The 15,534-nt window shown below is 69.4% G+C and carries 13 protein-coding genes; 8 read left to right on the top strand and 5 right to left on the bottom strand.

The annotated features are described in order from the left end of the window. Positions 1 to 2: 2 nt before the first annotated feature. The 3 genes from EV192_RS32830 to EV192_RS32840 all read right to left on the bottom strand — a co-directional run bounded on the left by EV192_RS32830 (position 3) and on the right by EV192_RS32840 (position 3,281). Complete coding sequence (locus tag EV192_RS32830) at positions 3 to 704, bottom strand: DUF3105 domain-containing protein (RefSeq protein WP_132122365.1); 702 nt, start codon at positions 702 to 704, stop codon at positions 3 to 5. Continuing rightward, a complete protein-coding gene (locus tag EV192_RS32835) occupies positions 701 to 1,924 on the bottom strand; it encodes a hypothetical protein (RefSeq protein WP_132122367.1) in 1,224 nt (407 codons plus the stop codon). The genes EV192_RS32830 and EV192_RS32835 overlap by 4 nt, the downstream gene beginning before the upstream one ends. Positions 1,925 to 2,066: 142 nt before the next feature. Further along, positions 2,067 to 3,281, bottom strand: a complete 1,215-nt coding sequence (locus EV192_RS32840) for a HesA/MoeB/ThiF family protein (RefSeq protein ID WP_207926327.1) — start codon at positions 3,279 to 3,281, stop codon at positions 2,067 to 2,069. A 389-nt stretch (positions 3,282 to 3,670) separates the two neighbouring features. Between EV192_RS32840 and gad the strand changes: the two genes are divergently transcribed. From gad to EV192_RS32880, 8 genes are all read left to right on the top strand, one after another. Next, positions 3,671 to 5,065, top strand: coding sequence for a glutamate decarboxylase (gad, locus tag EV192_RS32845; RefSeq protein WP_132122369.1), 1,395 nt, complete (start codon positions 3,671 to 3,673; stop codon positions 5,063 to 5,065). A 193-nt stretch (positions 5,066 to 5,258) separates the two neighbouring features. Further along, complete coding sequence (asnB, locus tag EV192_RS32850) at positions 5,259 to 7,037, top strand: asparagine synthase (glutamine-hydrolyzing) (protein WP_132122371.1); 1,779 nt, start codon at positions 5,259 to 5,261, stop codon at positions 7,035 to 7,037. A 4-nt stretch (positions 7,038 to 7,041) separates the two neighbouring features. Beyond that, positions 7,042 to 8,088, top strand: coding sequence for a PrpF domain-containing protein (locus EV192_RS32855; RefSeq protein WP_132122373.1), 1,047 nt, complete (start codon positions 7,042 to 7,044; stop codon positions 8,086 to 8,088). Then, positions 8,067 to 9,176 (top strand): acyl-CoA dehydrogenase family protein, encoded by a 1,110-nt coding sequence (locus EV192_RS32860; protein ID WP_132122375.1) that lies wholly within the window; start codon positions 8,067 to 8,069, stop codon positions 9,174 to 9,176. The genes EV192_RS32855 and EV192_RS32860 overlap by 22 nt, the downstream gene beginning before the upstream one ends. Beyond that, complete coding sequence (locus EV192_RS32865) at positions 9,164 to 10,519, top strand: dihydroorotase (RefSeq protein ID WP_132122377.1); 1,356 nt, start codon at positions 9,164 to 9,166, stop codon at positions 10,517 to 10,519. Before EV192_RS32860 ends, EV192_RS32865 begins: the two co-directional genes overlap by 13 nt. Before the next feature lie 23 nt (positions 10,520 to 10,542). Then, on the top strand, positions 10,543 to 11,574 hold the full coding sequence (locus EV192_RS32870; RefSeq protein WP_132122379.1) for a methyltransferase: 1,032 nt from the start codon (positions 10,543 to 10,545) through the stop codon (positions 11,572 to 11,574). After that, on the top strand, positions 11,571 to 12,719 hold the full coding sequence (locus EV192_RS32875; RefSeq protein ID WP_165960745.1) for an FAD-dependent monooxygenase: 1,149 nt from the start codon (positions 11,571 to 11,573) through the stop codon (positions 12,717 to 12,719). The genes EV192_RS32870 and EV192_RS32875 overlap by 4 nt, the downstream gene beginning before the upstream one ends. Positions 12,720 to 12,772: 53 nt before the next feature. Continuing rightward, complete coding sequence (locus tag EV192_RS32880; RefSeq protein ID WP_132122383.1) at positions 12,773 to 13,996, top strand: CynX/NimT family MFS transporter; 1,224 nt, start codon at positions 12,773 to 12,775, stop codon at positions 13,994 to 13,996. Between the two features lie 7 nt (positions 13,997 to 14,003). Here the strand turns inward: EV192_RS32880 and EV192_RS32885 are convergent, their stop codons facing one another. Further along, complete coding sequence (locus EV192_RS32885) at positions 14,004 to 14,636, bottom strand: LuxR C-terminal-related transcriptional regulator (protein ID WP_132122385.1); 633 nt, start codon at positions 14,634 to 14,636, stop codon at positions 14,004 to 14,006. Further along, on the bottom strand, positions 14,637 to 15,458 hold the full coding sequence (locus EV192_RS32890) for an SAM-dependent methyltransferase (protein ID WP_132122386.1): 822 nt from the start codon (positions 15,456 to 15,458) through the stop codon (positions 14,637 to 14,639). Positions 15,459 to 15,534: the final 76 nt, after the last annotated feature.

Raw genomic sequence — 15,534 nt, forward strand, 5'->3', positions numbered from 1 at the left:
CGTCAGCAGGACCGGTCGTCGCAGGTCGCGCAGCATCCGCAGGCCGACCCCGCACCACAGGACCCATCGATGGCCGCCAACGAATAACCGCAGGACAATGCGGGCGCGGCGGTGATTTTCACCGCCGCGTTCGGTGAGCAGTCGTCGGAGTGCGTCCAGCCGTGGATGTAGCGGCCGCGGAGACCTTCGACGAAGGTGGCGATCCGGGACCCGTCGTAGTGATCCAGGTGGTCGATGCGGCCCCATGCGGTGAGTGCGATCCCGGAGTCGAGCTTGTCGTAGGGAGCGAGGACCACGTCGGCCCCGTAGCGCCTGGCGATGCTGTTCAGCGCGTCTATCTGGTCCCCTGGCAGGTTCTGGGCGTACTGGATGACCACGTGACCGTGCTCCATCGCGTGGACAGTCAGGCCTTCGGGAACCGGACTCGGGTATACGCCGGTGGCGATGGTCGCGGCGAAATGCGGGCCCGATGTCGGCGGCACTGAGTCATACCGCACTGACGTCGCGCGCACGGGTGAGATGTGTGGACTGTCGAGAATGGACACTGCGGTGCCCGGCAGGCAGGGCGAATCGCGCTGTATCGCCTTGGATCCGGTGATCGTGGCGGACGAGAAGCTGTACGGGCCGACGACGAGGAGCGCGGCGATGCCGACAACAGCCACGAGCAGCCCGGTTCGCCAAAGCCAGCGTCGAGTCTCGGTCATCGTAGCGCTCCTGTGCGTTGTAGGCGTCGCTCCCGCAGGGCCAGCAATACGGGACCGGCGATCTGGCCGAGAGTCACGAGGATCAGCGCCACGGACTCCCAGAAGGCGACCGAGGTCGGATCGGGGCTGAGCAGGTTGCCCGGGACCCAGACCACCATGCCGAGCAGGAACGGCACGATCCAGGCGAGGAAGACCCAGCCCACGGCGAGCATCCCGGCCAGGTTGACGACGCCGAACCAGCGGGCCACCCGCCGGTCGTGCTCACTGATGGTCGCCAGTTCTTCGGTCTCCTGTGGACTAAGGCGCCACAGGCGGTCTTTGTTGGTGAGCAACGTCGCCCGGTAGAGGTCGTTGCAACGCAGGGCGTTGGCCAGTACGGCATACATGTCGCTGCGCATGAACACCGCGGCGAACTGCCAAACCAGGCCGTAGATCAGCGTCAGCACAAGCGCCGCGAGCAGCCGGTCCATCGTGCCCGGCAGGATGATCGCGGTGGTGCGATTGGCCAGCCGCAGACCCAACGCCGTCGCCAGCCAGACCGAGTCGATGGCCATGCCGGCCAGGAAAGGGCTGTAGCGCTTGTGTCTTGGCACGGTCACGATCTGGGTCAGGTCGGTTTCGAACACCAGAAAGGCGCCGCGGTAGCTGACCCGGAAGACGGCAGGGACGCCGACGGCGCGTCCTGCCAGCCAATGCCATGCCTCGTGGACACCGGCGACCAGGAACCAGATGGGGATGAGCAGCAGCACCGACAACCCCGGATCAGGCAGCCACCAGCTGTCCTCGAACGAGGGGCGCAGATCTGGCCGCAGCAGCAGTATCCCGACCGCGAACGCCGCCGCGGCACAGTAGAGGGTCCAGGCTGTCCGGCCGAACAGCCGACGGGCGACGTTCGGGCTGACGCCTTCTATCCAGCGAATCTGCCGCGACCGGCCGGTCGCGGCGGCGACTTGACCAGGCGGATCGAGCAGGCCGGCGGCGGCGAGTCCGTCGAGGAAGTCCGGTCCGTCGACCTCGGCACCAGCCGCCTCGCTCGCCAGGGCGGTCGCTTCGGCCAGGGAGCCGCCCGACTGCAGGCATTCCACGAACACCGCCCCCGGCTCGGGGACGGCGACATAGACACCGAGGTCCGGGCGACCGACGACGCACTCATCCCGGTCGCGCGCGACGACCAGCCGGCCGATGGCGGCGGCCACGTCGTCGGACACCGTCTCGGTCATGTCTTCTCCTTGGTGGGAAAGGCCCCGGCGCGGTCACAGTCCCGCGCCGGGGCGTCAGGTCACGAGTCGCAACCGGAGGCGACGAGCGTGGGGTGGCAGCTACCCGTGAGCCGCGTGTTCTCGATGCGCTTGATCGTGAGCTTCATTCTGTTTCACCTCCTTGCCGAAACGTTGTGGTCGGGCCGAGCGATCCGCAGATCGCGCAGCTGGGGTCGCGTTGCCACACGGTGTTGTTCCGGGTCGCGCAGGCGTTGGCGAAGTCGATGATCAGCGGCCGTCCGGCATGGGCGGGCGGTTCGAAGTCGGTGAGGTAGCGCAGGACCTCGAAGGCGCAGAACGCACCTAGCAAACCCGCGACCGGCCCGATCCCCCGGTTGGCGCGCGGTTTGCCGCGGAACAATGCGGCGGCCGAACGCTCCTGCGGATCGACGTCGTCGCCCGGACCGTCATCCGGCGAACAGCGCAGGCAACCGCTGACACCGGGGTTGACCGACCACACCACCCCTTGCGTGACGTACATGCCGCCGCGGACATAGGGAGTGCGCCGCGAAACGCAGGCGTCGTTCACCCATCCGTCGATGCCGACCGGACTGTCCACACCGGACATCACCAGATCCGGCCGGAAGCGGTCCAGCAACTCGGTGACCGAGTCGACGCTGTCGATCCGGGCTTCGACCGCGTCCACCTTGATCGCCGGATCGAACGCGCGGACCCAGTCCGCGGCCACGGCCACCTTGTGCGCGCCGAGATCCGACCGGCGATACAAATACTGGCGCGCGAAATTGCGCAACTCGACCGCGTCCCGGTCCAGCAATGTCAGCCGGCCGACACCGAGGCCGCACATGTGTGGAATGGTGTTGGAATTGAGCCCACCGGTGCCGAGCACGAGTACGTGCGCGCCGCGTAACCTTTCCTGGAAATCCTCACGACTGCGCGCCAGGGAACCGAACGACTCGAAGAACGCGAGATTGCTGAAATAGCGTTCCTGCTCGGTTTCGTCAAGGCGACCCAAATGACCGCCGTCTTCGAGCAAACGATAATGGTCGAGCACCTCAACCGCCGCGACCACGTCGTCAACGGGAACCTGTCGGCCCTGCTCACCCAATGCCGCGGCAAGCTCAGACACAGTGCGGCCGCCTGCCCGCAGCAACACCAGCAGCGCTTCGACAGCGCCATCCTCGTCATCGAGGACGAACTGGTCGCGGACGTCGTAAACAAGCCGCAACTGTCGGTCGACACGCTCCCACACGATGCTTTTGAGCTGCGGTCGCATATGTGAGCTCCTCACCGGGCTCGGGTGATCCACGTTCACCATCGTTACCGCATTTCCGACCCGGCGAAACAGCCGGCACTGCAATTGCGGACTTCAGCCCATGCCACTGCACTGACGAGAGCAACGAAAATTCGAACGAAATCACTGTGACAAATGTAACCTCGGCTTGGCCGTGCTCCGCGCCACACCGCGCAGGGCCGCTCATTCCTGCTTGGACAGTCTTGGGTGGATGGTTCACCGGGCCCAGCCGACCGTCGGACACCGCACCTCGGGCCGACGGGACCGACGCCACCCACATGGACGATCGCGCCCCGGTCGCCCCGGGGAGGTTTGTCCGCCTTTCGACGGATGGCGATCGTCGAGCCGACTGAATACCCGGTTGGCTTATTCGCACATGCGACTCTGTTCGGCAGACTGGGCCTTTGTGCGTTGGAAACCTGCCAGCCGACGAACTGGGGGCGAGGGAGTACATTATGACCATCCATCGCCGTGGTACCACAACGGACGCACCGCTCGCTGTTTCGCCGTTGTACGCACATGACATCGACGCCGATGTCGTGCCACGGTTCCAGCTCTGCGAGAACATGGTGTCCGCCCCGCTGGCCACGGCCATTGTGCGGGACGAGTTGCTTCTGGACGGCTCGGCCCGACTGAACGCCGCGACGTTCTGCTCGACTTTCCTGGAGCCGGAGCTGGCCGCGGTCGTCGTGGAGAATCTGACCAAGAACATCACCAACCACGACGAATATCCGGCGAGTGTCGAGTTGGAACGCCGCTGTTTGAATATCCTGGCCGACCTGTGGCACGACGAGGACATGCGTTTCGCCGGCGTCGCCACCACCGGATCTTCGGAAGCAATCCTGCTCGCGGTGCTCGCGGCGCGGACCCGGTGGCGCGATAACGGCCACAACATCGACGGGCGGATGCCGAACCTGGTGTACTCGACTGCCTGTCATCCCTGCTGGGACAAGGCGTGCCGCTACTTCGACGTCGTCCCGCGCAAGATCCCGATCCGGGCCGACCCGACCGGTGTCGGCATGCTGGACGTCGACGCCGCCGTCGCCGCCTGCGACGCGGACACGATCGGGGTGGTCGCCACGCTCGGCTACCCGGCCACCGGTCGCTACGACCCGGTCGCTGAGCTGTGCGCGGCCCTGGACCGACGCGCCGCGCAGGACGGCCTCGATCTGTCAGTGCATGTGGACGCGGCCAGTGGCGGATTTGTCGCTCCGTTCCAAAGTGACGTCGCTCCCTGGGACTTCCGGCTCAACCGGGTCGCCTCCATCAACGCCTCCGGACACAAGTACGGCATGACCAACCTGGGGCTCGGTTGGGTGCTGTGGCGCGATCCGGCGCTGCTGCCGGACTCCCTGTGCTTCGAGGTCAACGTGTTGGGCGGGGAGCCGGTCAAGACGTTCTCGCTCACCTTCTCCCGCCCGGCGGCGCCGGTGATCAACCAGTACACCACGTTCCTCCGGCTCGGCCGGGCCGGCTACCGGTCGCTCATCGACCGGTGCAGCGAGGCCGCCGCGATGATCGCGACCGGCCTGACCGACCAGGGCTTCCGGTTGTGGTCGACCGGGTCGGACCTGCCCGTGGTCAGCTTCGAACTGCCCGATCCGGACACCCGGGGCTGGACCCTGGGGCACCTGTCGGCCAAGCTCCGCGAACGCGGCTGGCAAGTCCCCGCCTATCCCCTGCCCGCGGACGCCGAGAACGTGATGATCGCCCGGGTCGTGTGCCGTCCCGGCTTCTCGGAGAACCTCGCCGGCCGACTGCTCGAAAACGTCGCCTGGGCCATCTCCTCGCTGGACGCGCACAAGGCGGCCCACCCACCCGTCACCGACACCGCTTTCCACCTCGCCTGACCACCCGGCGGCCGGGCACTGGAACGACCCGCACGAACTGGTGCCCGGCGCGCAGGCCAACCTTCGACGAGCCCGCCCCTGACCACCCCGGTGTCCCAGGTTTCGCCGGGACACATGGCTCACGACGCTGGGAACCTGGCCCTGTTAGCTGGTTTCGGGACGACCGGAACACCAGCACGGGGGTGGTTTGCGAATGTGCCGGATCTATGGACACTTCAACTCGGCTGTCCCACCGGCTCACCTGGACATGGTTGCCGATCGGCAGCGGCACGGCGGACCGGACGCACACGGGCGCGCCGCCGGAGCGGAGTGGTCGGTCGGCGCCAATCGGCTGGCGATCATGGATCTGGCTGGCGGGCGGCAGCCGTACCAGCTGGCCGGCGGTGCCGTCCAGGTCGCCTTCAACGGGGAGATCTACAACCACCGGGAGCTCCGCGAATCGCTGCGGCACCGGGGATACCACTTCGCCGACCACTGCGACGGGTCGATCCTCCCGGCGTTGTACGACGTCTACGGGGACGACTTTCCCGACCATCTCGACGGTATGTACGCGGTGGCGGTGCTGGACCTGCGGGGCAAGCCCCGGTTGGTGCTGGCAACCGACCACGTCGGGATGAAACCTCTGTTCTACTCGTGGCATCCGGGGCAGGGTGAGCTGTTCTTCGCGTCCGAGATACCGGCGTTGCTGGCGTTCGAGGCGGTGCCCAGGACACTGTGGACTCCCGGCCTGGACGCCTACCTGGCCACCAAGACCCCGTTCGGCGAGCAGACCATGTTCGCCGGCATCAGGACCCTGCCACCGTCGACCACCGCCGTGTGCGACCACAATGGACTTTGCCTGATTCACCGGACATCGCCCACAACCGAGGTCGATCCGACGGAAACCGTTGTCCGCGACCGGTTGCGCGACGAAGTTCATCGTTTGCTGGCCGCGGACGTCCCGGTCGCCACGATCACTTCGGGCGGGCTTGATTCGAGCCTGGTCACTGTGCTCGCCGCGGAGGTCGCGGCGGACCTGCACACGTTCAACATCGCGTACACCGGTTCGTGGCCCGACGACGAGCGGCATTTCGCCCGGGAGGTCGCGGCCCACGCCGGGGTCACGTACCACCAGGTCGAGATCGACCCGGCCACGTTCCCCGACCTGCTGCCCGAAGTGGTCCGGCACCTGGGCCAGCCCAACGCCGATCCGATCACGCTGAGCAGCCACGCCCTCTTCGCCCGAATCCACGACGCCGGCTTCAAGGTCGCGCTCACCGGTGACGGGGCGGACGAGGTGTTCGGCGGCTACGGGCGGATGCGAGCCGCGACCGAGGCGGCCGCCGCCGGCCAGCCATGGCAATCGTCCTATGTGGACGAGCTGGCGGTGTTGCCCACGGACATGCGCAGAAAGCTCTACACCGCGGACTACGCCGTCGAACTGGACAGCGACGAACCCGCGCTGCCCGCCGCCGCGACAACCGTCCTGGACCGGGGCAAGGGCACGGTTCTTGACCGGATCACCGAGTTCGAACTGGCCCACCGGCTGCCCGCGTACCACCTGCGCCGGGTCGACCACATGAGCATGGCGAGTTCGGTGGAGGCGCGGCTGCCCTACTGCCAGCGGGAGATCGTGGCACTCGGCCGGCGACTGCCCGACCGGCTAAGGATCGAGGGCGGCAAGGTGAAACGCGCACTGAACGCGGCCGCCGCCGGCAGTCTGCCCCCGTCGGTGCTGGCCAGGAAGAAACAGCCGTTCACGCTGCCGATCGCCGCGATGTTCGCCCCGGGGTGGCCGTTGTGGGACTACGCACACGACCTCCTGGCGCCGGACCGCCTGCGTCGCGCAGGTCAGGTCGATCCGCAGGCCGTGCAGGCCCTGTTCGACGTGCAGGCGGTGGGCCCAGACGCTCGGGCGTCGCTCGCGCTGTGGGCGCTGCTGGTCCACGAGGTGTGGCGCGAACAATTCATCGACAACCCGGAAGGGACGTGACACGGTGCTCGGTCATCTCGCGTACGCGGAAGGAAGCCCGTGCCCGACGCTGGTCCTGGACGGCTCCCGAATGCCCCGGCAGCCGGCCGCCCTGCTCGCCGCCCTCACCGAGGTCCGCCGGTGGCTCAGCCGGGCCGGCGGCGGCCACGTGCTGAAGATCGCCCTGGTCGAACCGTCGGCGAACCCGATGTTCGACCTGGACTACCGGTTCGTGCAGGCACTGCCCGAGGCACCGGACCGGTTCGACCTGCGCGGCTCCTGTGGCCACTCGATCCTCTCGGCGATCATCACCGCCGCGCGGTCGGGAATGCTGCCCAGGCTGACCCCGGGCGTGCGGATCGGGGTGAACGTGGTGAACAACGGCGATCATGTGGTCTGCGAGATCGACGAGGTCAACCGGGACGACGCCGTGTTCAGCGTGCATTTCGTGTACCAGCCGCCGATGCCGGTCGACCAGTTGCTGCTGACCGGCCAGCCGGTGACCACTGTGGACGTTCGTGGCCGGGCTGTGCCGGTGTCGTTGGTCTCCGCCGGGAATCCGTACGTCTTCGTGGCCGCCGACACGGTGGGCGTCCGCACTGAGGACGAACTGTTCGCCGACGACCCGGCGTTGTTCGACCAGCTGATGGCCGTCCACGTGGCCGGCGCGCGACACCTCGGCTGGCCGCCGACAGGCGCGTTCCCGAAAGTGGCCGCCACGCTTCCGGTGGGGCAAGGCCGCCTCGCCGTACGCGCGATCTCGGTTCCCAGCTGGCACCCCACGCTCGCGCTCACCGGAGCCGCATGTCTCGGCGCGGCAACCGGAATCGCCGGCACCGTTCCGTGGCAGGCGGCCGGACGACCGGAGGACGCCACAGGCGGCGTCGACATCCGGACTCCAGGAGGAAAGTCGACCGTGGCCGCGGCGACCTGCGGGACGACCGGCGGGCGGGAGCTGACCTGGATCACCGTGGGCAACCGGCGGGTCACCTGTTACGGCTCGTTCCTGCTGCGGCCGTTGGCCGACCTCCGGGCGGAGGAGGTGTCCGAATGTCTGTCGGTGTCGATCTGACCCACCTGCCGGACAGCCTGGCCGACGTCCTGCGCGCGGCCGCCGAGCACACTGTCCACACCGGACTTCCCGACGACGACGCACTGCTGGAGACGCGTAAGTCCGGGCTGTTCGCGGTCGGCGTGCCCGTCGAGCACGGCGGTGCCGGCGGCGACGCGGCTGCGGTCAACGAAATGGTCGAGCAGGTCGCCCGGGTCAACCCGTCGGTCGCGATCATCCTGTTCCAGCATTTCGCGGTCAGCGCCCGGATCGCCGAGTGGGGAACACCCGACCAGCAGGCGGATCTGTTGCCGCGCCTCGCATCCGGGGAGTTACTGGCGGCATCCGCGTGGAGCGAACCGGGTGCCGGCGCGGCCAAGAAACGGATCAGCACCACCGCGTTACGGTTACCCGGCGACCGGTGGCTGCTCGACGGCGCGAAGTCGTTCACGACCGGCGCCACCGTCGCAGACCTCTATCTCGTCCTGGCCAGGACCGGGCCCGCCGACGACGGCTCGACGAGCGCGTACGGCTCGGCCGGGCAGTCGTTCTTCCTGGTCCGGGCCGACAATCCCGGCCTGTGCCCCGATCTTGGCATGGACCTGGCCGGCATGCGCGGCTCGGCCACCGGGTTCGTCTCGTTGCGACAGTGCGAGGTGCCGGACGCCGACCGGCTGGGGCCGCTGGGCGGGGCGCCCCGGATCATCTCCGGCGTCCGCGAGTCCGGGCTCACCCTGGGCGCGGTCTCGGTCGGCATCGCGCAGGCGCTGCTCGACCTTGCCGCCCGCCAGGTGGCCAAAGTGGACACTCCGATCGCCCGCCGTCGCCTGGTCGACCTGGCGACGCAGGTGGAGGCGGTCCGTGCCATGGTGACGTACGCGGGACAGCGCGTCTCGGCCGCGCCCGGCCTGACCACGTTGCACAGCAAGCTGTTCGCGTCCGCGGTGGCCGAACAGGTCGGCGCCGAGGTCGCCCGGCTGATCGGCTCCGCCGGCTACGTCACCGGCCACGAGGTGAACCGGCTGATCGCCGACGCCCGTGCGGTGGCGTTGATGGGTCCGACGAACGAACTGTGCCGAGAGTTGGTGTCCCACGCATGGAACCTGTGATCGATCTGGCGGTCTTGGGCCGCGTGGTGACACCCGACGGGGCCCGGGACGGCGCGGTGCTCGTGTCCGGCGGACGGATCAGCGCCATCCTGCCGACCGCGCCGGACGGGGTGCGCGTGATCGATGCCCGCGGCCGGTATGTGCTCCCTGGGCTGATCGATTCGCACGTCCACTTCCGCACCCCCGGCCTGGAGCACAAGGAGGACTGGGAACACGGCAGCCGAGCCGCGGTGGTCGGCGGTGTCACGACCGTGATCGACATGCCGAACACCGTGCCGCCGGGGCTGGACGAGGCGGCGCTGTGCGCGAAGGCGGACCTGGTCGCCGGCCGGTCCCTGGTGGACTTCCGGTTCCACCTGGGCGCCGACCCGCAGCGCCCGGAGCTGCTGGCCGAGGTCGACCCGTCGGTCGCGACCAGCGCCAAGGTCTTCATGGCCGGGCACCACACCGCGCCGACGGTGGTGCGGGACGCGGAGCAGCTGGAGAAGATCTTCGCCCATGCCGCCGCGGGCAACGTCCGGTTGGTGCTGCACGCCGAGGACGAGGCCGTGTTCGACCTGCTCGACCAGTGGCGCGGCACGGATCCCCAGGAGTACAGCGACTACGAGCGATGGCGGCCACGCACCGGCGCCATCTCGGCCGTCGCGCAGGTGTTGGCACTCGTCCGACGGCACGGCACGAAGACGCACATCCTGCACGTCTCCACGGCTGAGGAAGCCGACCTGCTGGCGGCGGCGCACGCAACTGGACTGCCGGTCACTTTCGAGGTCACCGGCCACCACCTGTCGTTCATCGACCGCGACACGCTCCGCGGCGGCGCCCGGACCCGCCTCTCCCCCGCCATCCGCGGCCAGGCCGACCAGGACAGGCTGTGGACGGCGTTGTACAGCGGCGAGGCAGCAACGGTCGGCAGCGACCACGCGCCGCACACCCGCACCGAGAAGACCCGTCCGATCGCCGACGCGCCCCCGGGCATTCCCGGCGTGCAGGAGCTGGCGACGGCGGTGTGGACCGGGATGCGCCGGCGCCGGCCCGACGAGCACCCGGACGTGGCCGCCGGCCGGCTGGCGCGGTGCCTTGGCGCCGCCCCGGCGGACCTGTTCGGCCTGCCCGGCAAGGGACGTCTGGAGCCCGGCGCCGACGCCGACCTGGTGGTCTTCGATCCGGACCAGCGGTGGATGTTCAGCGCCGAGGACGTGCGGTCGAAGTGCGGCTGGTCGGCGTACGAGGGCTGGAGCATGACCGGCCGGGTGCTGACCACCATCCGGGCCGGCGAGGTCCTGTGGGACGACGAACGGAAGACCTTCGGCCCGGCCACCGGCCGGTGGCTGGGCACGCGGTAGCGCGAACGAAAGGAGCTGTGGCCATGGCGGCCGGTCGAGGAGTGACCGAGGACGAGCTGTACCGGATCATGTACGGCGCCATCGCGTTCGAGATGCTGCACGCGGGCTGGGCCGTGGGCGTCTTCGACCACCTGGGGCGCCATCCCGGAGCGACCACCGCGCAGGTCGCCGAGGCGTTGGGGCTTCAGCGGTATCCCTGCGACGTCCTCGTCACCGGGTTGCGCGGCCTGGAACTCGTCCTCGGCGACGACTCCGGGCTCAGCAACTCGCCGCTCGTCGAACAGTGCTTCGTCCAGGGCGAGGACGGCAGGCACCTGCCGTTCGTACACGACATCGTCAACCCGGGGATCAGCGACTTCATCGGAGCCGTGCGCGCGGGCGCCAACGTGGGCCTCCGGCACTTCCCCGGCGACGGCACGTCCCTGTACGACCGGCTTGAGCACGACCCGGACAAGTTGAAGGTGCTGCACGACCACCTCAGGGCCACTTCGGACGCGACGCTGGCCGACCTGGTCCGGACCGGCGTGCTCGCCGACAGCCGGCACCTGCTGGACATCGGCGGCGGCACCGGCACCAACGCGATCGCTCTCGCCAAGCACTACCCGGACCTGCGGATCACCCTGCTGGACCTGGACAACGTCGTCGCCGAGGCGGCGGACAACATCGCCCGGCACGGCCTGGCCGACCGGGTCGACGTGCACGCGTGCGACGTCTTCGCCGACCCGCTGCCCACCGGCGCGGACACCGCCCTGCTCGCGCACATGCTGCCCATCTGGTCGCCCGAGGCGGACCGGAAGCTGCTCAGGAACGTCTGTTCGGCGCTGCCGGACAACGGGAAGGTGCTGCTGTTCGACCCGTTGCAGAACGACCAACGCGACGGCCCGGACTACGCGATCCTGTTCCCCGCCTACTATCTGGCGATCGCGTCCGGGCACGGCACCTTCTACTCGTGGTCCACTTACGAGGAGTGGATGCGCGAAGCCGGGTTCACCAGGTTCCAACGTTTCCCGGGCCTCGCCGTCGCACACGGCCTGCACGCGGGCTGGAAGCAGTGACGGGCGGGCGGGCGGCGGTGGTCGCCGGCGGCGGGATCGGCGGCCTCGCGACGGGAATCATCTTGCGGCGCAACGGTTTTCACGTCACCGTGGTGGAGCAGGCCGGTCGGTTGGGCCAGGCCGGCTCCGGCATCATGCTGTACCCCAACGGGGTCAAGGCGTTGGACGTGATCAGCCCCCGGCTGGGCCGTGCGGTACGGGCCGCCGGCCACGTCGCCGGGCCGGCGGAGGTCCGGCCGCTGCTCACCCCGGACGGCGCGGTGTTCGCGGCCGATCCGGTCGGGCGACTCGCCAGCGGGTTCGGCGCGCCACAGATTTCGTTGCTGCGGTCGGCACTTCTGGGCGCGTTGCTCCGCGAGGCGTGGGCACTGGGGCTGGGTGTGCGTTCGGGGGTCGCGGTCGACGACCACGTCGACGACGGCGACCAGGTGAAGGTCGTCCTGGCCGACGGGCAGGTCCTGGTGGCGGACCTCCTGGTCGGGGCGGACGGGATCCACTCCGGCGTCCGGGAGCGGACGCTCGCCGACGGCCCGCCCAGGTACCGCGGGTTCACCACGGTCCGTTGCCGGACCCGGGCGCCGGCCGAGTTCCCATCCGGGTTCGTGGTCAAAGGACCAGGTCTGGACATCTTCGCCGCGCCGGTCGGCGGTGGCGACCTGTACTGGACCGCGAAGATCATGGCGGCCGCCGGGGTCTGGCCGGCCATGACGCCCGCCGACGCCTTCGCCGAGCTGGTCACGCTGGTCGCCGACTGGGACACCACGCTCGCGGGCGTGATCCGGGGGACGGACATCCGCGAGGGGATCGTGGTGACCGACATCCGGGACCGGGACCCGGTCGCGGACTGGTCCCGTGGCCTGGTCACCCTTCTGGGCGACGCGGCGCACCCGATGACCCCCGCACTCGGCCAGGGCGCGGGCATGGCGTTCGAGGACGCCGTCGTGTTGACGGCGGCACTGCTGGCGCAGCCGGACACGAGCGCCGCGCTCGCCGCCTATCCCGAGGAACGGGCGGCGCGGATCGCGGACGTGGTCCAGCTGTCCAGGTGGAAGGGCCCGGACGGGGATCCGGCGGCCTTCAACACCCATGAGGAACGCCTGGCCGAATTGTATGGTTGGCAGGCGCCCGCGTTCGGGAGTGAATAACGGGAACGGATAACGGGTAGTAGTTTTCCTGGCCCGACGCGAGGAGGTGCGCGGTGAACAAGGACTCGGGCGTCGCCCAGGCTGTCCCGCCCGCGGGTCTGACCAGCAACCGGGTCTGGCTCCTGGTGGCGTTGGTCCTGATCATGCTCAACCTGCGGCCGGCGATCTCGGCCGTGTCGGCCCTGCTCGGGGCGATCCGATCCGACCTGGGGCTCTCCGGCGCGGCGGTGAGCGTGCTGACCGCCCTGCCGACAGTGGGCCTCGCGGTGTTCGCCTTCCTCGGACCGCGGCTGACCGGCCGCTGGGGCGAGGAACGGCTGATCGCCGGCAGCGGGTTCCTCCTGCTGGCCGGCAACCTGCTGCGGATGGTGCCGGCCGCGGCGGCGCTGTTCGGCGGCACGGCCCTGATCGGCTCGGCCATCGGACTGGTCACCGGGGCCATCCCGGGGCTGGTGAAACGCGCTTTCCCGGACAAGTTCGCGGCCCTGATGGCGCTCTACACGATCACCCTGACCATCGGCGCGTCCGTGGCCTCGGGGTTCGCCACCCCACTGGCCCACGGGCTGGACTCCGCGTGGACGCTCCCCCTGGCGGTGCTCACCGTCCCGATCGGGGTTCTCGCCTGCCTGTGCTGGACGCCGGCGTTGACCAGGTCGGGGCGGTCCCGCACGAACACCCCCATCCCGCCGGGCATGTGGCGGGACCGGGTCGCCTGGCAGGTGACGATCTTCTTCTCCTGCACGGGGTTCATCTACTACTTCGTGTTCAGCTGGCTGCCCACGGTCTGCCACGACCGGGGCATGGACGCCACGGCGAGCGGGTTCGTGCTGTCCGTCGTCGCCTTGGTGCAGGTGGTCGGCTCGCTCGGGGTGCCGGCCGTGATCGCCCGAACGCGGGACCAACGCGGTCTCAGCGTGGTCGTGGCGGTGGTCAACATCGTCGGTCTGGTGGGGGTGACGGTCGGACCGGTGCCCTGGGGCGTCTGGGTGTCCGCGGTCGTGCTCGGACTCAGCCTCGGCGGCGCGTTCGGCCTGGCGATGACGTTGATCGGCCTGCGCGCCCAGGACGCGGTCACCGCGACCGGCCTGTCCGGTATGACGCAGGGCATCGGATACGCGGTCTCCGCCGCCGGCCCGCTGTTCACCGGTCTCCTGCACAGCGCGACCGGCGGCTGGCTCGCCCCGCTCGGCCTGGTCGTGCTCGTGTGCCTGGGCCAGCTGACCTCCGGACTGGAAGCGGGCCGGACCCGGACCGTCCTGGCAGATGTGCCCCAGTGATCATGTTTCAGTGACCGAGTCCGGCCCGACGTGCGTACACCGCCGCTTGGGCGCGGTCGGCGAGGTTCAGCTTGGCGAAGATCCGGGAGAGGTAGTTGCGGACGGTTTTCACCGACAATCCCAGGTCCCGGGCGATCGCCTTGGTCGCCCGGCCGTCCGCGACCAGTTCGAGGACGTCCCGTTCCCGGTCGGTGAGTTCCGGGAACGGTTTGTCGGCCGCGGTGAGGTGCTCCACCGCCCAGTGCCCGCACCGGGCGTCGAACATCACCCCGCCGGCCTGGGCCACCCGCAACGCCAGGATCAGGTCGTCGCGGCAGGCGGTCCGGCACAGGCACCCGCGGGCGCCTGCCCGGACGGCCGACAGGAAGGTGTCCCGGTCGCCGGACGGCACTGTCACGACGACCGGGACGTTCGTGAACCTGTTCACCAGCACCCGAAGCAGATCGATCCCGGTGCCGGCGTCGAGCAGCACGGCGTCCGGGCGTAACGCGCCGACCGCCGCGACAGCTTCGGTTCCGGGCGCGGCGCGACCCACGACATGCAGCGCGGTGGTGTGGCCGGTCCGGAGGCACTGCGGCGGGTCACCCACCACCAGCACAGTGACTTCGCCTAGGTCGGCAGGCGCGATACTCGTTGTCATTCATGCCTTCCGGGCCCGCAGCAGGATGTAGTCCTGTTCGAGCACGAACATCCCGGTGTAGCGGCGCGCGCTTTCGGTCGCCCCGGCCAGACCTTCCTCACCGGCGACCGCCAGCAGCTCCTCGCGGCGTTCCGTCACCGTGTCGACCAGCATCCGCGCGCTCGGCCGTACCTGCTCGGTCAGCTCGCGAATCTCGACGTCACCGAAACCCGCCTGCTCCACCGTTTTCCGCACCTGCTCGGCGGGGACCAACGGCACCGCGCACAACGCCTGCTCCGCGATCGCCTCGTCCTCGGGCGACATCGGCTTGCTCAGCGCGTAGTCGGCGACCACCAGAGTGCCCCCAGGCTTCAGCACCCGGGCGATCTCCGTGAACGCCGCTGCCTTGTCCGACACGTGGAACAGCATGGATTCGATGGCGTACGCGGCGTCGAACGAGGCGTCCGGGAACGGCATGGACACCATGTCCGCGACGGCGAAGTCGACCTGTAGCCCCGAGCGCTCGGCAGCCGCGGTGGCCGCCGCCGCCTGCTGTGGGCTCAGGGTCACGCCGGAGACGCGCACCCCGTGCCGTTGAGCCGCGTGCATGGCCGGGCCACCCACGCCACATCCCACGTCCAGCACCTTGTCGTCCGGCCGCAACGAGCAACCGTCGAACACCTCTTCGTTCAGGTGCGCCTGGGCTTCGACGATCGTCGTCGCCCCGCGCCCGCAGTATCCGGCGTGCACAGAGCCGTCGAACAACGCCGAGAAGGCATCGGTGACCATGTCGTAGAACGCCGCTACCGCGCCGGCGTTCCCGCTTTGGTCGATAATGGACATTCGGGTCTCACCTCGTGATGGTCGTTGGCCGCAAGGAGACGCTGCGTCCAACGCTACTGTGGCCGGCTCTCAAGGC

This window comes from Actinocrispum wychmicini (assembly GCF_004345645.1).
Taxonomy (GTDB): Bacteria; Actinomycetota; Actinomycetes; order Mycobacteriales; family Pseudonocardiaceae; genus Kibdelosporangium; species Kibdelosporangium wychmicini.

Bases quoted from the DNA above. Each gene is read 5' to 3' on its own strand.
- EV192_RS32830 (WP_132122365.1), bottom strand. From the start codon at position 704: ATGACCGAGACTCGACGCTGGCTTTGGCGAACCGGGCTGCTCGTGGCT.
- EV192_RS32835 (WP_132122367.1), bottom strand. From the start codon at position 1,924: ATGACCGAGACGGTGTCCGACGACGTGGCCGCCGCCATCGGCCGGCTG.
- gad (WP_132122369.1), top strand. From the start codon at position 3,671: ATGACCATCCATCGCCGTGGTACCACAACGGACGCACCGCTCGCTGTT.
- asnB (WP_132122371.1), top strand. From the start codon at position 5,259: ATGTGCCGGATCTATGGACACTTCAACTCGGCTGTCCCACCGGCTCAC.
- EV192_RS32860 (WP_132122375.1), top strand. From the start codon at position 8,067: ATGTCTGTCGGTGTCGATCTGACCCACCTGCCGGACAGCCTGGCCGAC.
- EV192_RS32865 (WP_132122377.1), top strand. From the start codon at position 9,164: ATGGAACCTGTGATCGATCTGGCGGTCTTGGGCCGCGTGGTGACACCC.
- EV192_RS32870 (WP_132122379.1), top strand. From the start codon at position 10,543: ATGGCGGCCGGTCGAGGAGTGACCGAGGACGAGCTGTACCGGATCATG.
- EV192_RS32885 (WP_132122385.1), bottom strand. From the start codon at position 14,636: ATGACAACGAGTATCGCGCCTGCCGACCTAGGCGAAGTCACTGTGCTG.
- EV192_RS32890 (WP_132122386.1), bottom strand. From the start codon at position 15,458: ATGTCCATTATCGACCAAAGCGGGAACGCCGGCGCGGTAGCGGCGTTC.